Source organism: Rhodococcus sp. B50 (assembly GCF_013602415.1).
Classification (GTDB): Bacteria; Actinomycetota; Actinomycetes; order Mycobacteriales; family Mycobacteriaceae; genus Rhodococcus.
In genome coordinates, this window is the sequence record NZ_WPAG02000002.1 from 4,780,679 (window position 1) to 4,804,001 (window position 23,323).

Consider the following 23,323-nt stretch of genomic DNA (forward strand, 5'->3'; position numbering starts at 1 on the left):
GACTTCTTCGCGCTCGGCGGCAACTCGCTCAACGCGACCCAACTCGTCGCGCGGCTCGGTGCCGCCCTGCACACCACGGTGCCCGTGCGCACCGTCTTCGACGCTCCGACGGTTGCCGCGCTGGCCGCTGCGGTGGCGCGCACTGCCGGTTCCGGCGGTCGTCCCGAGCTCGTCGCCGTCGAGCGACCCGCCCGCATCCCGCTGTCGCTCCAGCAGCAGCGCATGTGGTTCTTCAACCGCTTCGATCCCGGCTCGGCCGCCTTCAACATCCCGATGGTGCTGCGCCTGAGCGGCGACCTCGACGTGTCGGCGCTGCAGGCCTCGCTGCTCGACGTCCTCGACCGGCACGAAGCGCTGCGCACCGTCTTCCCCGACAGCGACGCCGGGCCCTCCCAGGTGATCGTGCCCGCCAGGGAGGCCGCCTCCGATATCGGACCGGACGTCGTCGCGGCCGACGCGATCACCGCTGCCCTCACCGACTTCGTCACGCGCGGTTTCGATCTCACTGTCGACGTGCCGGTGCGTGCACGATTGTTCCGCATCGCCGACGACGAGCACGTCCTCGCCGTCGTCGCCCACCACATCGCGAGCGACGGCGGGTCGCAGGCACCGCTGTCGCGCGACGTTGTCACCGCCTATCTCGCGCGCCGCGAAGGTGCCGAGCCTGGCTGGTCACCGCTGCGCGTCCAGTATGCCGACTACGCGCTGTGGCAGCAGAAGCTGCTCGGCAGCGAGGACGACCCGCACTCGCTGCTCGCCCGTCAGCTCGCGTACTGGACCGACACCCTCGCCGACCTGCCCGACCTGGTGGAACTGCCCACCGACCGGCCGCGTCCGCCCGTGCAGTCGTCGCGAGGCGCGACCGTCCCGATCGCCCTCGACGCCGAGCTCGCCGACCGCGTCGAACAGTTCACCCGCGAACGCGGCATCACGCTGTTCATGCTTGCCCACGCTGCCGTCGCGGTGCTGCTGGCCCGCTGGTCGGGGAGCAGCGACATCCCGATCGGCACCCAGATCGCCGGTCGCGGCGAGGAAGCCCTCGACGACCTCGTCGGCATGTTCGGCAACACCCTCGTGCTGCGCACCCGCATCGATGCCGGCGCCACCTTCGACGAGATCCTCGACCAGGTGCGCGACGTCGATCTCGCGGCGTTCTCGCATCCGGACGTGCCGGTCGAGCGGCTCGTCGAACTGCTCGACCCGGTCCGGTCCACGGCCTACTCCGCGCTGTTCCAGACGCTGCTCGTCGTGCACAACTTCACCCGCTCGGAGATCGACCTGCCCGGGCTGCGGCTGAGCACCGTCGAACCCGGCACGACCGGAGCCAAGCTCGACCTCGAGATCCACCTCGGGGAGACCTTCGACGCCGACGGTCGGCGCCTCGGCATCGACGGCTCGATCACCTACGCCACCGACCTGTTCACCGAACACACCATGACGCAGGCCGCGCAGCGCCTCGTCGCGCTCGTCGATGCCGCGGTGAGCGCACCGGATGTCGCGGTCGGCGACATCGACCTGCGCGGCGACGACGAGATTCGTCTGCTCGCCGACATCAATGCGACCGATGCGGGTTCCGTCGACGAGACCCTGCTCGTCCGCTTCGACGAGCAGGTCGCCCGCACCCCGGACGCGCCGGCGCTGATCTTCGAGGACACGACCCTGACGTACGCGCAGTTCGCGTCGCGGGTCAACCGTCTCGCGCGGCACCTCGTCGGACTCGGAGTGGGTCCGGAGAGCCTCGTCGGCGTGTACACCGGCCGGTCGCTCGAGATGATGGTCGCGATCTACGCGATCCTGCAGGCCGGGGGAGCATACGTTCCGCTCGACCCCGAACATCCCGCCGACCGCACCGAGTACGTGCTCGACCTCGGGCAGCCCGTCGTCGTGCTCACCACCGCGGCCGATCGGGGATCGTTGCCCGCCGCAGCGCCGGTGCTCGAGATCGACGTTCCGTCGGATTCCTCCGATGCGCCGCTCACCGATGCCGACCGCGTCGCACCGCTGCGACCGGACAACACCGCCTACGTCATCTTCACGTCCGGCTCCACCGGACGTCCGAAGGGTGTTGCGGTGAGCCATCGTTCGGCTGCGAACCAGATAACGTGGATGCGCGAGCGATACGACCTCGGCGCCGGCGACGCCGCGCTCCACAAGACACCGATCACGTTCGACGCGTCGGTGTGGGAGTTGTTCTACCCCTTGCAGGTCGGGGCCCGGCTCGTCGTCGCCGTACCGGGTGGGCACCGCGACCCCGCCTACCTGGCACGCGTGTCGCGCGAGGAGCGCGTGAGCATCCTCGAGTTCGTTCCGTCGATGCTCGCGGTGTTCCTCGCCGATCCGGCACTGGAACTCCCGAAGTCGTTGCGCTACCTGTCGGTCGGTGGTGAAGCCCTGCCGGCCGATCTTGCCGCCGACTTCGCCGCGCGGTCGCACGCGGCACTCGACAACACCTACGGTCCTACCGAAACCGCCGTCACCGCAACGGTTCTGCGGGTCGATGGAGAGCATGCGGGCAGCGTCCCGATCGGCCGGCCGATCCGCAACACCACCGTGCACGTCCTCGACGCACGACTGAATCCGGCGCCGGTCGGAGTGCCCGGTGAGCTCTACCTCGGGGGAGTGCAGATCGCGCGTGGCTACCACGGGCGCCCCGATCTCACGGCCGAACGGTTCGTCGCCGCGCCCGGAGGCGGACGTCTCTACCGCACCGGTGATCTCGTCCGGATACTGCCGAGCGGCGACCTGGATTTCCTGGGCCGCACCGACTTCCAGGTCAAGGTCCGTGGTCTGCGCATCGAACTCGGCGAGATCGAGAGTGCTCTGACCGCACTGCCGGACATCACCCAGGCCGTGATGGTCGTGCACGGCGGGGACCACGGACAGCAGCTCGTCGGTTACGTCGTCCCGTCGTCCGGCGCGAGCATCGACGTCGAGGCCGCGCGTGCGGCGGTCGGCAGGTCGCTGCCGCGGTACATGGTGCCCGACGTCCTCATGGTGCTCGACGCGTTGCCGCTCAACGCGTCCGGCAAGCTCGACCGCCGCGCCCTGCCCGAACCCGTCGCGGCGATGCGGGAGTTCCGTCCTCCCGTCACCCCGACGGAACGGGCCGTTACTGCTGCGATTGCCGAGGTGCTCGAGGTGGAGCGGGTCGGTCTCGACGACGACTTCTTCGCGCTCGGCGGCAACTCGCTGATCGCGACCCGCGTCATCGCTCGCATCGGTGCCGCGCTCGGTGCGGATATCCCGCTGCGCACCCTGTTCGAACACCCCACCGTCGAAGCGCTCGCCGCCGCGGTGGCCGAGCACGGTGGGCGGGCTCCGCGACCCGCGCTCGTCGCGGGGGAGCGACCCGAGCGGGTGCCGCTGTCGCTCGCCCAGCAGCGGATGTGGTTCCTCAACCGTTTCGATCCCGACTCGGCGGCGTACAACCTGCCGATGGCGATCCGCCTGTCGGGTTCGGTCGACGTCGATCTGCTGCAGGTCGCGGTCGCGCACGTCGTCGCGCGGCACGAATCGCTGCGGACCGTCTACCCCGACAGCCCGGACGGGCCGGTGCAGGTGGTGCTGCCCGCCGCCGACGCCGTGCCGGATATCGAGGTCCACGCCGTCACAGGTGGGGACGACGCTCTGCTCGCGGCGGTCGCGCCGTTCGCGACCGGCCGCTTCGACGTCACCACCGACGTACCGCTGCGCATCGGGCTCTTCGAACTCGGCGTGGACGACTACGTCCTCGCGATGGTCGTGCACCACATCTCGGGCGACGGCTTCTCGATCGCCCCGATGGTGCGCGACCTGCTCGTCGCCTACACGTCTGCTCTCACCGGCTCCGAGCCCGAGTGGGCGCCCCTACCGGTGCAGTACGCCGACTACGCGCTGTGGCAGCGTCGTGTGCTCGGGTCCGAGGACGATCCCGACTCGCTGGTGTCGCAACAACTCGACTATTGGCGCGGTGCCCTCGCCGGGCTGCCCGACCAGCTGTCGCTGCCGACCGACCGCCGGCGACCCGCCGTGCAGTCCTACGAGGGCGGACGCGTCGAGATCCGCATCGACGCCGATCTCCACGCCCGGCTCGTCGACCTCGCCCAGAGCCGTCATGCCACGCTGTTCATGGCCGTGCACGCGGCCCTGTCGGTGCTGCTCGCGCGACTGTCCGACAGCGACGACATCGCGGTCGGCACGCCCATCGCGGGTCGCGGCGAGCGCGAACTCGACGATCTGATCGGCATGTTCGTCAACACGCTCGTGCTGCGCACCCGGGTGTCCGGCGCGCTGACCTTCGACGATCTGCTCGCTGTAGTTCGCGAAACCGATCTGCGGGCCTTCGCACATGCCGACGTGCCGTTCGAACGACTCGTGGAGGTGCTCAACCCGCAGCGCTCCACCGCACGGCATCCGCTGTTCCAGGTGGGCTTCTCGTTCCAGAACTTCGAGCAGGGCACCCTCGCGCTGCCCGGACTCGACGTCGCCCTCGTCGACCTCGAACACGACACCTCGCAGTTCGACCTGCATTGGATCGTCCAGGACCGCTACGACGAGTCGGGCACACCCACCGGCATCGTCGGCTACCTCACCTACGCGTCGGCGCTGTTCGACGAGTCGACCGCCCGCGTGTTCGTCGATCGCTTCGTCCGGTTGCTCGACAGTGTCGTCGCCGAACCCGACCGTCCCGTCGGTGATCTCGACATCCTGGACACCACCGAGCGCACGCGGATCCTGCAGGAGTGGAACGACACTCGACACGACGTTCCCGCCGGGACGTTGGTGTCGCTGTTCGACGCACAGGTCGCGGCCCGGCCGGACGTCATCGCGCTCGATCACGAGACCGGCACCCTCACCTACCGCGAGTTCGACCGGCGGGTCAACCGTCTTGCCCGTCACCTGATCGACCTCGGTGTGGGGCCCGAGACGGCTGTCGCGTTGGGGATGCGCCGCTCCGTCGAGCTGCTTGTGGGCATGTACGCCGTCGCGAAGGCCGGCGGCGCGTACGTCCCGCTCGACCCCGACCACCCGCGCGAGCGGATCGACTACATCCTGTCGGTCGCCGACCCCGTATGTGTGTTGACCGGTCGCGACGACGACTTCGATGCCGGCGGTCGCCTCGTCGTGCACGTCGACGCCCCCGAACTCGACGCGCTCGACGACAGCCCGGTGCGCGACATCGAACGCCGCGCTCCGCTCCACCCGCAGCACCCCGCCTACGTCATCTTCACGTCGGGTTCCACCGGGCGCCCCAAGGGGGTCGCGGTGCCGCACGCGGCGATCGCCAACCAGTTGCTCTGGAAGACGGAACATTTCGGTCTGTCCTCCGACGACGCTGCACTGCTCAAGACGGCGGCGACGTTCGACCTGTCGGTGTGGGAGTTCTGGTCGGCGCTCGTCTCGGGTGGGCGCCTCGCTGTTGCAGCACCTGACGGTCACCGCGACCCGGCATATCTCGACGCGGTCATGCGCCAGAAGTCGGTGACGACCCTGCACGTCGTGCCGTCGATGCTCGAGGCGCTGCTCGACACCGCCGGCGGTGCACTGAGCCCGTCGGTGCGGCGCGTCCTCGCGATCGGTGAGGCGCTGCCCCCCGCGCTTGCGCAGCGCTTCCGCTCGCTCCACCCCGACGTCGAGCTGGTCAACCTGTACGGGCCGACCGAGGCCGCCGTGTCTGTGACCGACCACGCCGTCACCGATGCCGACACCGACTCGGTGCCGATCGGCGCTGCGGAGTGGAACACCCGCGTCTACGTCCTCGACGGGCGCCTCCGCCCCGTGCCGGTGGGTGTGACAGGCGAGCTCTATCTCGCGGGTGCCCAGCTCGCGCGCGGCTACGCCGGACGCCCCGATCTCACCGCCGACCGGTTCGTCGCCGACCCGTTCGGTTCCGGTGAACGCCTCTACCGCACCGGTGACGTCGTCGCGTGGAACGAGGACGGCACCCTCGACTACCGCGGCCGCGCCGACTTCCAGGTCAAGCTCCGCGGTTTCCGCATCGAACTCGGCGAGATCGACACCGCGTTGCGGGCACAGCCAGGCGTGGCGCAGGCCGTGACGGTCGTACACAGCGACCCGCACACCGGCGACCGGATCGTCGCCTACCTCACCGGTGACGACTCCCTGCGCGAGGATTCGGTGAAGGACGCACTCGCACAGAGCCTTCCGAGCTACATGGTGCCGTCGATCGTCATGATTCTGGACGCCCTGCCGCTCAACGCGAACGGCAAGATCGACCGGAAGGCGCTACCGGTACCCGAGGTCGCGATGCGTGTGTACCGCGCGCCGTCCACCCCGATCGAGGAGATCGTCGCCGGTATCTACCGCGACCTGCTCGGCGTCGACCGCGTCGGTGCGGACGACGACTTCTTCGAACTCGGCGGCAACTCGCTGGTCGCCACCCAGGTGATCGCACGACTCGCGACCGCGCTCGACGCGCGGGTCCCGCTGCGCGTGCTGTTCGAGGCACCCACCGTGGCAGCACTGGCCGTGCGGGCCGAGGAACACGCCGGATCCGGTGGCCGCCCGGCACTGCAGGCGCAGCCGCGACCCGACTCGGTGCCGCTGTCGCTCGCGCAGCAGCGGATGTGGTTCCTCAACCGTCTCGACCCCGACTCCGCCGCGTACAACATCCCGGTCGCCATCCGCCTCACCGGATCGCTGGACCTGAAGGCCTTGGAAGATGCCGTCGCGGATCTGTTCGCGCGCCACGAAATCCTGCGCACCGTCTACCCGGAAGCCGACGGTGTCGGACACCAGGTCGTGCTGCCCGTCTCCCGAGTGCGACCGGACGTCACACCCGTGCCGATCGACGAGATCGACATTCTGCCTACCGTCGTCGAATTCGTGAACGCAGGGTTCGACGTCACGGCGGAGGTGCCGGTCCGTACCCGCCTCTATCTGGTCGGTGACGACGAGTACGTCCTCGTCTTCGTCGTGCATCATGTTGCCGCCGACGGTTTCTCGATGGGCCCGCTGACCCGCGACGTGATGGTCGCCTACGACGCGCGCCGCCGCGGGGAAGCCCCCTCGTGGTCGCCACTGGCCGTGCAGTACGCCGACTACGCGCTGTGGCAACGCGAACTGCTCGGATCCGAGGACGATCCGGACAGTCTCGTCGCACGCGAACTGGCCTACTGGACCGAACGACTCGGTGATCTGCCCGAGCCGCTCGAACTGCCGCTCGACCATCCGCGTCCGCCGGTCGCCACCAACCGCGGTGCGCGCCACACCTTCGAGATCGATGCCGCCACCGTAGGGGCGCTGCAGCGTCTCGCACGTGAGCACAACGCCACGACGTTCATGGTGGTGCACGCGGCGCTCGCCGTTCTGCTCGCGAAACTCGCGGGCACACGCGACGTCACCATCGGCACGCCTGTCGCGGGTCGCGGGGAGGCCGAACTCGACGACCTGATCGGCATGTTCGTCAACACGCTGGTATTGCGCAACGACGTCGATCCGTCTCTGTCGTTCGCGGATCTGCTCGCGCAGGTGCGCGACACGGACCTCGGCGCCTTCGGCAACGCGGACGTGCCGTTCGAGCGACTCGTCGAGGTGCTCGATCCGCCCCGCTCGCAATCGCGGACACCGCTGTTCCAGGTCATGCTCGTCTTCCAGAACATGCAGCAGTCGACGTTCGAACTCGACGAGCTGACCATCTCCGCACTCGACACGGACTTCGCCGAAGCACGCTTCGACCTGCAGCTGACCGTGGGGGAGTCCTACGACGATGCTGGGCGGCCCTCGGGATTGACAGCGGAATTCATCTATGCGACAGACCTCTTCAACGATTCGACGATCGCCGCGTGGGCGGATCGGCTGACCCGGGTGCTGGCCGCGGTGACGGCCGAACCAACCCGCCGGATCGGCGACGTCGAGATCCTCGACCCCGCCGAGCGCGCACGACTGCTGACGCCCGGCCACGAGAGTGCGTTCGTCCCGGTCGCCGACAGGACCCTGGTCGACCTGTTCGACGCACAGGTCGCCCGTACACCCGACGCGGCTGCCGTGATCGCCGGTGACCGAACCCTGACCTACGCCGAGTTCGACGCCGAGGTGAACCGGCTGGCGCGTCACCTCATCGAGGTGGGCGTCGGCCCGGAGACCACAGTGGGTCTCGCGATGGCACGGTCGCTGGACCTGCTGGTCGCGATGTACGCAACCGTCAAGGCCGGCGGCGCCTACGTACCGATCGACCCCGATCTGCCCGCCGCGCGAAACGAGTACGTCCTCGAGGTCACCGCCCCCGTCGTCGTCCTTACGACCGAACGAAACGGCTTCCCGGTACCGGACGGCATCCGCTCCCTGACCGTCGACACGCTCGATCTCCGCCACGTCGAGAGTGGTCCGGTGACCGACGCCGAACGTCGACACCCCCTGCGACCGGACAACACGGCCTGGGTGATCTTCACGTCCGGTTCCACCGGCCGCCCCAAGGGTGTGGCGATTCCGCACGGCCGCGTGGCTGTGGCGTTGGCGTGGCGTCAGAACGCCTACCGGCTGGACGAGCAGGACACCGTCCTGCAGAAGACACCGTTCACCTTCGACGCGTCGGGACGCGAATTCTGGTGGCCGCTGACCGTGGGCGCGCGACTCGTCATCGCCGCTCCGGACGGCCACCGCGATCCGCAATACCTCGCGTCCGCGATCGCCGAACACGGCGTGACCTCGTCCTACTTCGTTCCCTCGGTGCTGTCCGAAATGCTTGCCGTCGCCCGTGACGAGGACTTGTCGTCGCTGCGACAGGTGTACTGCAGCGGTGAAGTGTTCACACCCGGCCTCGCCCGGGCGTTCCGCGCCCGGAACGAGCACGCGGAGCTGTCCAACGAGTACGGCCCCACCGAGTTCACCCTCTCCGTCACGCGCCACATCCTCGACGCCGCCGACTCGGACTCGGTACCGGTGGGTGCGGCGCAGGGTAACGTCGCCGCATACGTCCTGGATCGGTGGCTGCAGCCTGTCCCCGAGGGCGTCGCGGGCGAGCTGTACCTGGCCGGGGCTCAGCTGGGTCGCGGTTACATCGCGCGCCCGGACCTCACGTCCGAACGATTCCTGGCCGACCCGTACGGAGCCGCCGGCACGCGCATGTACCGGACCGGCGACCTCGTGCGCAGGACACCGTCGGGCGAACTGCACTACATCGGACGCACCGACTTCCAGGTCAAGCTCCGAGGTCTGCGAATCGAGCTCGGCGAGGTCGAGGCGGCGGTCGCCGCGCATCCGAACGTCCGTCAGGCAGTCGCGCTCGTCCGTACGGACGCTCTGCGCGGTGATCAGCTGGTCGCCTACGTCGTCGCCGAAGACGGAACGACGATCGACATCGACGATCTGAAGGTTGCGGTCGGCCGCCGCGTCCCGGGCTACATGGTGCCGTCGACGGTGATGGTCCTGCCACAGATGCCGCTCAACCCCTCCGGCAAGGTGGACCGAAAATTGCTGCCGCAGCCGGAATTCGAAGCACGCGAGTTCCGCTCCCCGACGACGCCGGCCGAGCAGGCCGTCGCGGACGTCTTCGCCGACGTCCTCGGGATCGAACGTGCCGGTCTCGACGACGACTTCTTCGAACTCGGCGGCAACTCGCTGGTCGCGACACGTGTGGCGGCGCGCGTCGGCGCGGCACTCGGAACCACGATCGCGGTGCGTACCGTCTTCGAGGCGTCGACGGTTGCCGCGCTGGCGGCGGCAGCGGAACACGCGGGGCGCGGCGCACGTCGTCCACTGGTGCCGATGGTCCGGCCCGACCTGATTCCGCTGCTGCCCGCACAGCAGCGCATGTGGTTCCTCAACCGGTTCGATCTCGCTTCCGCGGCCTACAACATCCCGGCCGCCCTCCGGTTGTCCGGCGCGCTGGACGTCGAGGCTCTTCAGGCAGCGGTGAACGACCTCGTCGCGCGCCACGAGATCCTGCGGACGATCTACCCCGAGATCGATGGCATCGGCTACCAGCAGGTGCTGCCGATCGAGGACGTCCGCATCGACCTGGCGCCGAGAGACGTCGAGGAGGACGCTGTTCTCCGGGCCGTCGCAGAGGTGGTGACCGCCGGGTTCGATGTCACCACGCAGGTTCCGCTGCGCGGTGCGCTGTTCCGCGTGGCTCCGGCGGACTTCGTGCTCGTGTTCGCGGTGCACCACATCGCCGCAGACGGCTACTCCATCGGGCCGTTGACCCGCGATGTGATGATCGCGTATGGGGCACGGGCCGAAGGCTACGCCCCCGGCTGGGCACCGTTGCCGATCCAGTACGCCGACTACGCACTGTGGCAACGAGAGAACCTGGGTTCGGAGGGCGATCCCGCCAGTGTGATCTCGCAGCAGCTCGAGTACTGGACGGCGTCCCTGGCCGGTGCCCCGGACGAACTTGCTCTTCCGTTCGACCGGCCGCGTCCGGTCGAAGCGTCCAATCACGGTGCGTCCTACCGCTTCACCGTCCCTGCCGAACTGCATGCTGAGCTCGTGCGGCTCGGGCGCGAACACAATGCGACGCTGTTCATGGTGCTGCACGCCGCACTGGCAGTGGAGCTTGCGAGGTCGAGCAACACCGATGACATCGTCGTCGGCACACCGATCGCAGGTCGCGGTGAGGCAGAACTCGAAGACCTGGTCGGCATGTTCGTCAACACGCTCGTGTTGCGGGCCCGGGTCGATGGTGGGGAATCGTTCACCGATCTCCTGGCCCGGATCCGCGAGGTCGATCTGGGCGCCTTCGGCCATGCCGACGTGCCGTTCGAGCAACTGGTCGAAGTCCTGAATCCGCCGCGTTCCCGCTCGCGGAATCCGCTGTACCAGGTGTTGCTCACCCTGCAGAACATGTCGCCGTCGACTTTCGAACTCGGTGGCGTGACAATCTCCCCGGTCGAATCGCCGCTCGACCAGGCGAAGGGCGACCTTCAGTTCACGCTCTTCGAGTCCGCCGACCACACCGGTCGCCCGTCCGGATTGGCGTGCGAGCTCACCTACGCCACCGAACTCTTCGACGAGCAGACGGTGCAGGGTATCGCCGACCGTCTGGTCCGCATTCTCGATGCAGCGGTGACGGATCCGTCCGTGCCCGTGGGGGATCTCGAACGGCTGAGCCCTGCCGAGTACGCAGCGCTTCACGGCCTCGGCCGCGGCCCCGAACGGGGCTTCTCGGGTGCTGTCACGTTGCCGGACAGGTTCTCCGCGCAGGCTGCGGTATCGCCCGACGCGGTGGCGGTCGTGTACGAGGGCGCCGGCCTGACCTATGCGGACTTCGCCGGTCGCGTGAATCGCATGGCGCGGCATCTGATCTCGCTCGGTGTCGGGCCGGAAGTGCGTGTCGCGGTGGCGATGGAACGCTCTCTCGACATGGTGCTGAGCATCTACGCGGTCCTCGCGGCCGGTGGTGCGTATGTTCCGCTCGATCCGGAACAGCCGGCAGAGCGCAACGACTACGTGCTCGCCATCGCCGATCCGCAGGTGGTGCTGACGACCTCGCAGCACGACATCGGGACGGGACGAACCGTTGTTCGTGTGGACGAGCAGATTGCTTCCGATGAGTCCGACGCCCCTGTCGTGGATGCCGATCGTCGTGCACGTCTGCTTCCGCAGAACACTGCGTATGTGCTGTTCACGTCCGGTTCGACCGGTCGACCCAAGGGAGTGGCCGTCACGCATGCGGCGGTCGTCAACCAGCTTGCGTGGATGCAGGACCGCTTCGCAATCGGGTCCTCCGATGCAGTGCTGCTCAAGACTCCCGCGACCTTCGACGCCTCGGTGTGGGAGTTCCTGGTGCCGCTGATGTCCGGTGCCCGGCTCGTGATCGCATCGCGCGATGGACACCGGGACCCCGCCTATCTCGCCCGGACGCTGGTCGACTGCGACATCACGATCGCGCAGTTCGTGCCGACGGTGCTCGACGCCGTACTCGACCAGCCGACGGCGCCGACCCCGGCATTGCGAGCACTGTTCGCCGGTGGAGAAGCCTTGTCGTCGACGACCGCCGAACGGGCCCGCTCGAAGTTCGGCGCGGACATGCACAACCTGTACGGCCCGACCGAGGTGACGATTCAGGCGACACACCGTCAGGCGAGCGACGACGGCGCCGTGATTCCCATCGGTACACCTGTATGGAACACGCACGCGCGTGTACTGGACGCGCGACTGCGGCCCGTGCCCGTGGGCGTCACGGGCGAGCTGTATCTGTCGGGCATTCAGCTCGCGCGAGGATATGAGAGACGCGCGGGACTGACTGCCGAACGCTTCGTAGCCGATCCCGCTGGTGACAGCGGCGCGAGGCTCTATCGCACCGGCGACCTCGTCCGGTGGAACCGCGACGGCGAACTCGACTACATCGGCCGGAACGACCTGCAGGTCAAGCTGCGCGGTCAGCGCATCGAAATCGGTGAGATCGAAGCAGTGTTGCGGGGCATGGATCGCGTCGCTGCCGCAGCGGTCGACGTGCGGTCGGACCAGCTGATCGGCTACATCGTGCCCACAGGTGACGTGGATGGTGCGGAACTGCGCGGTACGGTCGGCGAACGGTTGCCGTCGTACATGATCCCCACGCAGTTCGTCGTGCTGGACTCGCTGCCACTCAATGCCTCCGGAAAGCTCGACAGAAAGGCGTTGCCTTCCCCGGAGATCCAGGAGCGGGTGTTCCGTGCCCCCGTGACAGCGGCCGAGCGGGCGGTGGCTTCGGTCTTCGCCGAGGTGCTCGGTGTCGAGCATGTCGGCTTGGACGACGACTTCTTCGCCCTCGGTGGCAACTCGTTGGTAGCGACGCAGGTCGTGTCCCGCCTGGGCGCGGCCCTCGACTCCCGCGTGCCGTTGCGAGCACTGTTCGACGCGCCGAGCGTCGGAGGTCTCGCCGCACGTCTCGAAGGAGAGTCCGGTACCGGCGCTGTCGTCCCGCTCGTAGCGCAGGAACGGCCCGCGGTTGTGCCCTTGTCGTTGGCGCAGCAGCGGATGTGGTTCCTCAACCGGTTCGATCCCGAGTCGGCGGTGAACAACATTCCCGCTGTCATCCGGTTGTCGGGCGTGCTCGATGTCGAGGCGTTGCGGGCTGCGGTGTCGGATCTGGCCGAGCGGCACGAGGTCCTGCGGACCGTGTATCCGGAGGTCGAGGGTGTCGGCCACCAGGTCGTGCTCGGTGTCGGAGATTCCGGTGTCGAGTTGGAGGTCGCGAAGGTCTCCGAGGCCGAGGTGTACGACCGTGTCGTCGCGTCGGTGAGCGCCGGGTTCGATGTGACGGTGGCGCCGCCGTTGCGAATCGAGTTGCTGCAGCTCTCGGAGACCGAGCATGTGCTGGTCGTGGTTGTGCATCACATTGCGGCGGACGGCTTCTCGATGGGACCGCTGTCTCGCGATGTGATGGTGGCGTACGCGGCCCGTTCAATGGGGGAAATCCCGGCGTGGGAGCCGCTCGAGGTTCAGTACGCGGACTACGCGATCTGGCAGCGCCGGGTCCTCGGATCCGTCTCTGATTCAGAGTCTCTGATCTCGCAGCAATTGTCGTACTGGACAGAACAACTGACAGATCTTCCCGATGTACTTGCGCTGCCGACGGACCGGCCACGTCCGGCGGTGGCATCGAACCGAGGTGCGACGCACGAGTTCGTTCTCGATCCGTCATCCCTGGCCGGCATCGATGCGTTGACCGCCGAACTCGGCGTCACTCGCTTCATGGTGGTGCATGCAGCCTTGGCGGTGTTGTTGGCTCGGTTGTCGGGCACGGATGACATTGCGATCGGTACTCCGGTGGCGGGTCGTGGTGAGCGTGCCTTGGACGATCTGATCGGCATGTTCGTCAATACCTTGGTGTTGCGGACGCAGGTCGACGGGTCGGAGTCGTTCGCGGACTTGCTCGGCAAGGTACGCGAAATTGATCTGGGTGCGTTCGGTCATGCGGATGTGCCGTTCGAGCGGTTGGTCGAGGTGCTGGATCCGGTTCGGTCGACGGCGTGGAATCCGTTGTTCCAGGTGATGTTGACGATGCAGAACATGGCGCCGACTCGGTTCGAGTTACCGGGTCTGTCGTTGTCGGCGGTGGACGCGGATGTGTCGTTGGCGAAGTTCGATCTGCAGGTGACGGTGTCGGAGCAGTTCGACGACCGTGGCGAGTGTGCAGGGATGGCGGTCGCGCTGACGTATGCGACCGATCTGTTCGACGAGGCGACGGTGGTCGGCTTCGCCGAACGATTCCAACAAGTGCTGTCGGCAGCGTCGAACGACCCGGAAACGAGCATCGGCGACATCGACATCGTGGCTGTCGAGGAGCGCGAATGCGTTCTGGCTCTTGGCCGAGGACGCGAAATTTCACTGGTCGACGGTGTGATTCCTGCTCTGCTCGAGTCGCAGGCGGGGCGGACGCCGGATGCTGTGGCGGTGTCGGTCGGGGACGACGAACTCATCTATGCGGAGTTCGCGGATCGGGTAGGCAGGTTGGCCCGGCACCTGATCTCGGCGGGGGTGGGGCCCGAGGTGCGGGTCGCGGTGGCGATGGACCGTTCGCTCGACATGGTGTTCGCGATCCATGCGGTGCTCGCGGCGGGCGGTGCGTATGTGCCGATCGATCCGGAGCAGCCGGACGATCGCATCGAATACGTGCTCGCGTCGTCCGATCCTCTGATCGTGCTGACGTCCTCGGACCACCGTATGCGGGTCGAACGGCCCGTCGTGGCTGTCGATGCTCTCGATCTGTCGGGATATGCCGGCGGACCGATCCGTAATGACGAGCGACATGCAGCGTTGCGACCGGAGAACGCGGCGTACGTGCTCTTCACCTCGGGTTCGACAGGACGCCCCAAGGGCGTCGTGGTTTCGCACGGCGCTGTGGTCAACCAATTGCTGTGGATGCAGGAACAATTCGATCTGAACGCATCCGACTCGGTGCTCCTCAAGACAGCCGCAACGTTCGACGCGTCGGTGTGGGAGTTGTTGCTGCCCTTGGTCTCCGGTAGTCGAATGGTGATCTCCTCCGCGGACGGGCATCGCGATCCGAGCTATCTGGCGCGGATGTTGACCGAGTCGGGTGTCACGGTGGCGCAGTTCGTGCCGACTGTGCTCGATGCGGTGCTCGACGAGATCGACGGTGTGGCACCGTCGGCGGTGCGGTTGGTGTTCGCCGGTGGTGAGGTGCTGGCCGCGGCAACGGCCGAGCGCGTGCGAACCGTGCTCGGTGCGGAGGCGCACAACCTGTACGGGCCGACCGAGGTGACGATGCAGGCCACGCACCGTGTCGCGCACGAGGTGGACGGTTCGTACGTCCCGATCGGCCGGCCTGTGTGGAACACCGACGCCTGGGTCCTCGACACGCGACTGAAGCCGGTTCCGGTCGGTGTCGTCGGGGAGTTGTATCTGTCCGGTGCCCAGCTCGCGCGCGGCTATGCGGATCGCCCGCAGTTGACGGCCGATCGGTTCGTGGCGAACCCGTTCGGTGAGGCAGGGGAGCGCCTGTACCGAACCGGCGACGTCGTGCGGTGGGCGCGCAGTGGGGAGCTCGAGTACGTCGGCCGACGCGATCTGCAGGTGAAGGTGAGGGGGCAGCGCATCGAACTCGGGGAGATCGAAGCGGTGCTGCGCGAGCAGTCCGGGGTGGCTGCGGGTGCAGTAACCGTCGTCTCCGATCAGCTGGTCGGCTACGTGGTTGCGTCCGGCGACCTCGACGTTCGGGCCTTGCGGTCCGTGATGAGTGAGGTTCTGCCCGGCTACATGGTGCCGTCGCAGTTCATCGTGCTCGAAGCGTTGCCGTTGTTGCCGAACGGCAAGCTGGACAGGCGGGCACTCCCGAGTCCGGTTGTCGAGGAACATGAGTTCCGGAACCCGATCACCGATGCCGAACAGGCTGTCGCCGCGGTGTTCGCCGAGGTGCTCGGAGTCGAACAGGTGGGCCTGGACGACGACTTCTTCGCCCTCGGCGGCAACTCTCTGGTGGCCACCAGGCTCGTCTCCCGGTTGAATGCGGAACTCCCCACACGAGTCCCCCTGCAGTGGCTGTTCCGGGAACCAGGTGTCGAAGGGCTCGCGGCACTCATCGATCGCGAAAGTGGCGGCGGCGTAGAAGAGTCCGTCGCCCCCCTCCTCCCGATCCGGACGCAGGGCACGGGTACGCCATTGTTCTTCGTCCACCCGATCGTCGGATTGTCGTGGTGCTACACCGGTCTCGCGCGACAGCTCGATCACGACGCGCTCGTTTACGGTCTGCAGACCCCGGCCGTCACCGAGGACGACTTCGAGCCCGCGACTCTCGACGAACTCGCGGCGCGCTACGTCGACGAACTGCGGGCCGTCCAGCCCGAGGGGCCGTACCGGTTGTTCGGCTGGTCGCTCGGCGGCGTGATCGCCCACGCCATGGCTGTTCGTCTGCAGGCGGAGGGAGAGCGTGTGGACACGTTGGTGATGCTCGACAGCTTCACCAGCAACGGTGCACGGACCGGCGAGTCGAGCGAGGTCTCGATGAGTGAGCTGCTCGCCGGCTTCGGGATCGACGACGCGGACGCAGCAGGCGCCGAGAACATCGACGACCTGGTCGCGTCCGTCGCATCACTCACCGGTAACACGGAGGACGACACCCGGCGTGTGGTGACCAGGCTGGTCGCGGCGGCGCAGCGCAACTCCGAGTTGATGGCGGAGCATCGTCCGGGGCTGTACGACGGCGACGTCGTCTACTTCACCGCCGCGGCCGACGACCCGACCGGGACGCGAGGCGCGTCCGGTTGGAGGACGGCCGTGACGGGTGCCGTCGACAACCATCAGGTGCCGGCGACGCACTGGCAGATGACCTCACCCGACGCACTCGACGTCATCGTGCCCGTGCTCGACGCGGTGCTTTCCGAGAGGGAGAGCTGAGGTGCTGTCAGTCGACACAGCCGGTGAGCGCCGGAACGGTCTCGTCGAGGGCGGAGAGCACCAGTTCCGTGGTGAGCCGGTCGGCGAGCATCTCCAGGTGCGTGGTCTTCGCGGAGGCGCATACGTCCTGCAGCACGATGTCGGTGACGTTCGGATCCTCACCCAGGCCGCTCGTGTATGGCTGCACGACGTCGTCGTGGGCGGTGAGGATGTTCGTGTACTCCACCGACTCGACGAACCGGCCGGTCGCGGCGAGATCCTCGAGGAACTGCGAACCGGGAAGCATGTCAGCGCAGGCGGGGCACGTCGCGTACTCGAAGTCGCGCATCAAACCATCACTGGTGACGATGGTCGTCCCGTCCCACAGGGGAGCGAGCGACACGAGCCGGTCGACCTTGTCGGCTCCGCCGTCACCGATCCACTTCGCGGCGACCAGCGTTCCCTGCGAATGGCCCACGATGTCGACCTTCTCGGCGCCGGTCTGCGCGAGCACTTCGTCGACGAATGCGGAGAGCTGGTGTGTGCTCGGCTCGAGCGGCGCCATCCCACCCAGAGCGCTGAGAGGCCACGGCCCCGGGAACGCGCCGAAGGTGGGGGCGAAGACGCAGTAACCGGCGTTGGCGAGCAGAGGCGAGAACGTCTGCCACGCGACCTGTCGATTGCCGCTGGTGTTGTGGACCAGCACAACGGGATTGGGCTTGTCGGCGGTCGGGCGACAATTCGGGTCGTTCGAGCCGGGAGCCGAACCACCCGGATTCTCGAGCTCCAGCGCCACCGTGTCGGGAAGTTCGTACGGCACGGGAAGCGCGTCGGGGGAGGCGGCGGCCGTGCCGGATCCGAGAAGACCCACGGCGAGAACGGTCAGCAGGAGCGATCGGCCAAACACGGGTCATCCTTCGAACAGTGACGATCATCGGCAAGTGCACCGCGGCCCTATAAGGTGTTCCGGGGCTGCGCAGGGGAACGGAATCGGAGTATATCTATGCGGCGGATTTCCGCGTTGGCGGTCGTGACGACCGTCGTGGCGTCGACCTGGGGACTCGGAGCGTCGACGGCGTCCGCGGAACCCGGTGAGGCCAGGCTCGTGAGCACGACCGTCGTCGACGACCGGCAACTCGACATCGAGGTCTACTCGCCGTCCATGGACGAGAACATCGAGCTGCGGATCCTGCGGCCCGCCGACACCGTCACCCCCAGCCCTACGCTGTACGTGCTCAGTGGCGTGGACGGCGGGTCGTACAACAACAGCTGGATGGACCAGTCCGACATCGTCGAGTTCTTTTCCGACAAGCACGTCAACGTCGTCATCCCGGAGGGTGGCGAGTCGAGCTACTACACCGACTGGAAGCACGACGACCCGAACCTCGGCCGGTACAAGTGGGCCACCTTCCTCACCGAGGAACTGCCGCCCGTCATCGACAGCGCCTACGCGACCACCGGCACCAACGGCCTGATCGGCTTCTCGATGTCGGGCACGTCGTCGCTCAATCTCGCGATTGCCGCACCGGATCTGTACGACGCGGTGGGCAGCTTCAGCGGGTGCGCGCGCACAAGCGACCCGCTCGGCCAGGCCTTCGTCACGACGACCGTCGTCAACTTCTTCGGCAACCCGCTCAACATGTGGGGTCCGTTCGACGACCCCACCTGGGTGGCCAACGATCCGTACATCCACGCGGAGAAACTGCGCGACACCACCCTCTACCTGTCGTCGCGCACGGGTCTGCCCGGTCGGTACGACCATCTCGAATCCGAATGGATCAAGGACGAGGAGGACCTCGCCGACGTGGTCATCAAGGGCGGGCTCATCGAGGCCGCCGCGGCCGACTGCACCCGACGCATGGCAATGCGCCTCGACGAACTGGGCATCCCCGCCACCATCGACATCCACGACGACGGCACCCACAACTGGGGCTACTGGCAGGACGACCTGCACAACTCGTGGCCTGTACTCGGACCCGCGATCGGCGCGTCCTGACGAGTTCTCCACAGGCGGTCGGTTCATCCACAGATCCGACCGATTCGTCCTTGTAGGCATCTGCCTGCTCCGGGCGACGGGTGATGCTGAGCGCCATGGGGGAGCTGATCCTACGGCGCGAGGCACATGCGCGCGGCGTCACCGATGGGGAGATCCGACGTCTGGTACGGAACGGAACGTGGACTCGCCTCGCGTCGGGAATCTTCGTCTCGTCCGAGCGGTACGCGAAGACCGACGAGCGCGGTCGACACGCTCTCCGCGCGAGGGCGTTCATCGCGAATGCAGCCCCCACCTCGGTGCTGAGCCACGTGTCGGCCGCCATTCTGCACGGCCTCGACGTCTGGCAGATCCCCCTCGACGACGTGCACCTCACCCGCAACGCGCCGAGCGGCGCGCGAAGGACTGCCGGACGCGTCATGCACGCCGCTCTCTTCCGTGAGGAGGACGTCGTGGACCGAATAGGAGCGCGGGTGCTGTCGGTCGCACGGACGGTCACGGATGTGGCCGCCACGGTGCCGGTGGAGCAGGCCGTCGTACTTGCCGACAGTGCGCTGCGAGCAGGGCTGGTTGCTCCCGACGATCTGACCCGTGCCGTGGAACGGATGGGCAGTCATCCCCGCATCGCGCACGCCCGTCGTGCCGTGCAACTGTCGAGCGGATGCAGCGACAGCGCCGGTGAATCACGGAGCAGGGTCCTGTTCGTCCGCGAGCAGATCCCGATGCCGCTCACGCAGGCAGATGTCTTCTCCGCCGACGGCAGATGGCTCGCTCGCGTCGACTTCCTGTGGCCGGAGCACGGTGTGATCGGCGAGTTCGACGGTCGGATCAAGTACCGCCGCGACGGGGTCGCGACCACAGCCGCCGAGGACGTGGTCTACCGCGAGAAGCTGCGGGAGGACGCACTGCGTCACGCGGGGTGGACGGTGGTGCGGTGGACGTGGCAGGACCTCGGGACCCGCGGCGCTGTCGCGGCGAAAGTGCGGGAGGCGTTCGCACGGGCGGCGCGGGGGAGTGGTCCGACGGGGAGGTACGCAACAAAGAAGTGAGGCCCGCAACACCAGCAGTCACTGCCAGCGTTGCGAGCCTCAACCTCGTGTTGCGTACCTACTTGCGGCCCGGTGCCTTCGCCCCGGCCTTGAAGCCGAGCGCGCCCGGCTTCGCCTTCGGTGCCTCGACCTCCTGCTTCGCCGGGGTCGCGGGCGCCTCGGGCTCCGCAGGAGCCTCGGCGACCGGCTGGGGTTCCGGCGTCGGCTCTGCCTTCGCCGGAGCGGCGGGCGCAGTCTTCTTCGCGCCCGGTCCCTTCAGGCCGCTCTTGAGTTGCAGTCCGCCCGGCTTCGCCTTCGGGATCGCCGACTCCTTAGGCTCCTCCGCACGCGCCGCGGGAGCTTCGGCAACAGGTGCTTCCTCGGCAGGAACTGCAGGAGCTGCGGATGCCGCCGGAGCTGCCTTCTTGGCGCCCGGTCCCTTCAGACCGCTCTTGAGCTGGAGGCCGCCCGGCTTCGCCTTCGGCACCGCGGGTGCCTCGGCAGCGGGAGCGTCCGACGGCTCGGCAGGAGCAGCGGGAGCAGCAGGTGCGGCCGGCTTCGCAGCGCCCGGGGCCTTCGCGCCCGGAGCCTTGAGTCCGCCCTTCATCTGCAGCCCGCCCGGCTTCGCCTTCGGCGCTGCCGGCGCCTCGGCCGCAGGAGCAGCAGGAGCCTCGGATGACGTGGCCGGTGCAGCCGGAGCCGCAGCCTTCTTCGCGCCCGGACCCTTCAGGCCGCCCTTCATCTGCAGCCCGCCCGGCTTCGCCTTCGGAGCTGCCGGCGCCTCGGCTGCCTCGGCAGCAGGAGTCTTCGCGCCACCGGGAGCCTTCGGTCCGCCCGGCGCCTTGAGACCGCCCTTCATCTGCAGGCCGCCGGCCTTCGGGACACCGGTGGTCTTCGGAGCAGCCGGCGCTGCGGCTGCCATCTCGACCTCCTCGACGCGCTCCTTCTCGACCTCTTCCGCGGTCTCCTCGACCTCGACCGGAGTCTTCGGCTGCTGGACGACCTTGATGTTGTCGCTGAGCTTGGCGGCCTCGACACGGGAGATGGACTCGAGCATGAGCTGCGCGACGTCGATGACCTCGACGCCCTCGCCCTTGCCCTCTTCCTGACGCGCCGTCACACCGTCGGTGAGCATGACGCGGCAGAACGGGCAGCCCGTCGCGATCTTGGCGGGATTCGTGGTGAGCGCTTCGTCGACGCGGTCGATGTTGATGCGCTTACCGATCTTCTCCTCCATCCACATGCGGGCACCACCGGCACCACAGCACATGGACCGCTCGCCGTGACGCGGCATCTCGACGAGCTTCGCGCCCGACGCCGCCATCAGCTCACGCGGAGCGTTGTAGACCTTGTTGTGCCGTCCGAGGAAGCACGGGTCGTGATAGGTCACATCCTGGCCGACTGCCTTGACCTGGACGAGCTTCTTCGACCGCACGAGACGGTTGAGCAGCTGCGTGTGGTGGACGACCTCGTAGCTGCCACCCACCTGCGGGTACTCGTTGTTCAGCGCGTTGAAGCAGTGCGCACAGGTCACGACGATCTTGCGCTTGCTCGGCTCGACGCCCTCGAACACACCGTTGAGGACCTCGATGTTCTGCTGCGCCAACTGCTGGAACAGGAACTCGTTGCCCGCGCGGCGAGCGGAGTCGCCGGTGCAGGTCTCCTCGGCGCCGAGGACCATGAACTTCGTGCCGGCGGTCGCGAGGAGCTCGGCGACGGCTTTCGTGGTCTTCTTGGCGCGGTCCTCGTAGGCGCCGGCACAGCCGACCCAGAAGAGGTACTCGTAGCCGTCGAAGCTGTCGGCATCCTGGCCGAAGACCGGGATGTCGAACTCCATCTCGTTGATCCAGTTGAGACGATCCTTGGCGTTCTGGCCCCAGGGGTTGCCCTTGTTCTCGAGGTTCTTGAACAGACCCGCGAGTTCGGACGGGAAGTCCGACTCGATGAGCACCTGGTAGCGACGCATGTCGATGATGTGGTCGACGTGCTCGATGTCCACCGGGCACTGCTCGACACACGCACCACAGTTGGTGCACGACCACAGGGTCTCGGTGTCGATGACGGGAGCGAGCTCGCCCGCGTCGACCAGCGCCTCGGTCTCACCGACCAGCTTGCGGCCGGCTTCCTCACGCGCCGACGCCGGGATCTTCGCAAGCTTGGCCTCGTTCGGGTTGCCCTCCGCGTCGACCAGGCCGACCTCGTCGCCGCCGATGTCCGTGCGGCCACCGGCCAGCAGGTACGGAGCCTTGGCGTAACCGTGGTCGCGCAGCGAGGTGATGAGCAGCTTCGGCGACAGCGGCTTGCCGGTGTTCCAGGCGGGGCACTGCGACTGGCAGCGACCGCACTCGGTGCAGGTCGTGAAATCCAGCCAGCCCTTCCACGTGAAGTCCTCGATGCGACCGGCACCGAAGGTGTCCTTGTCCGGATCGGCATCTTCCATGTCGACGGGCTTGCCGCCGGACATCATCTGGCGTGCGGCGCCGAGGGCGGGACCGCCGTCGTCCTCACGCTTGAAGTAGATGTTGAAGAAGGCCGAGAAGCGGTGCCACGCGACACCCCAGGTGATGTTGCGGCCGACGATGTACAGCCACACCATGCCCGACATGAGCTTGACGAATGCGAACACCGACACGAGTTCGGGGCTCGCCGGGAGGATCTTGGCGACCTGCATGGTGAAGAAGTCGGTCGCAAGGTGGCCACCGCCGAAGGTGGCGATCTTGCCGGCCTTCACCAGGATCATGCCCAGGCCCTCGAGCAGCACGACCGCTTCGACGAAGTAGGCAGCCTTGAAGTTCGAACCGCTGAAGCGCGACATCCGGCCGGGCTGACGCGGATGGTTGCGCTGGCGGATGTAGATCAGCACGAGGATGCCGATCACCGTGCCGAGGCCGAGGATCTCGTCGATGAAGTGGTAGACGGCAGTGTCGCCGATGAGGGGCCAGTGGAACTCGGGATTGAACGTCTGGCCGTAGGCCTCGAACCAGACGATCGCGCCGAGCATGAAGCCGACCATCACCAGCCAGTGCGCCCAGCCGACGGTCCGGAATTTGACCATCTTCGTGTGCGCGAGGAATTCGACGACCATCTGCTTGAAGCGCGGGAAGAACGGCCGCCAGCGGTCCGGGGCCGGCTGGCCGACCCGGATCGTGTTGACCATCTTCAGCGCGCCGCTGATGAACGCGAACCAACACACGAGGCTCAGCAGCACGCCGATCGTGCCCAACGTAATCGTCAGGGCATTCATACGTGGCCTTTCGTGTCGGGGGCGGCGTCGTGCCGCCTGGTATGAGTCACCGCATCGTAACGCAAGCTAAGTTACCCATCGGTAACTTGGTCTGAACTGGAGTTACCCGTCAGTAGCAAAAACTGCGCCGAATCGGAGACCGTGTGCCCGGACACGCTAACGGTCAAACGTGACGTCTCCGTCATGCAGGATGTCCTAAGTCGACCAAAGCAGGAGATTGCGAAGAGGTCTCGTCACCGGTGAATCGTGATACGGCAAGGTCACTTTTGGGCGGATAGGGTATAACGCCCGGGA

At 67.5% G+C, this 23,323-nt stretch carries 5 protein-coding genes (1 of these 5 only partly in view); 3 read left to right on the forward strand and 2 right to left on the reverse strand.

Annotation, left to right across the window (positions count from 1 at the left end; genetic code table 11):
- Window positions 1-16,785, forward strand: the 3' portion of a protein-coding gene (locus tag GON09_RS22325; protein WP_213933782.1) for a non-ribosomal peptide synthase/polyketide synthase. Its footprint begins 13,749 nt before the window's first position; 16,785 of the gene's 30,534 nt are visible here — the last part of the coding sequence; its start codon lies beyond the left edge, outside the window; its stop codon occupies window positions 16,783-16,785.
- 7 nt (window positions 16,786-16,792) lie between these two features.
- Here the strand turns inward: GON09_RS22325 and GON09_RS22330 are convergent, their stop codons facing one another.
- Window positions 16,793-17,671, reverse strand: coding sequence for an esterase/lipase family protein (locus tag GON09_RS22330; RefSeq protein WP_213933783.1), 879 nt, complete (start codon window positions 17,669-17,671; stop codon window positions 16,793-16,795).
- A gap of 96 nt (window positions 17,672-17,767) precedes the next feature.
- On the opposite strand from GON09_RS22330, the gene GON09_RS22335 reads away from it, so the two are divergent.
- Both GON09_RS22335 and GON09_RS22340 read left to right on the forward strand, forming a co-directional pair.
- Window positions 17,768-18,760 (forward strand): alpha/beta hydrolase, encoded by a 993-nt coding sequence (locus GON09_RS22335; protein ID WP_244865607.1) that lies wholly within the window; start codon window positions 17,768-17,770, stop codon window positions 18,758-18,760.
- Window positions 18,761-18,855: 95 nt separating this feature from the next.
- Window positions 18,856-19,806, forward strand: a complete 951-nt coding sequence (locus GON09_RS22340) for a hypothetical protein (RefSeq protein WP_213933784.1) — start codon at window positions 18,856-18,858, stop codon at window positions 19,804-19,806.
- 58 nt (window positions 19,807-19,864) lie between these two features.
- Here GON09_RS22340 and GON09_RS22345 read toward each other — a convergent pair whose 3' ends face one another.
- Window positions 19,865-23,029, reverse strand: a complete 3,165-nt coding sequence (locus GON09_RS22345) for a heterodisulfide reductase-related iron-sulfur binding cluster (RefSeq protein WP_213933785.1) — start codon at window positions 23,027-23,029, stop codon at window positions 19,865-19,867.
- Between the last annotated feature and the right edge of the window lie 294 nt (window positions 23,030-23,323).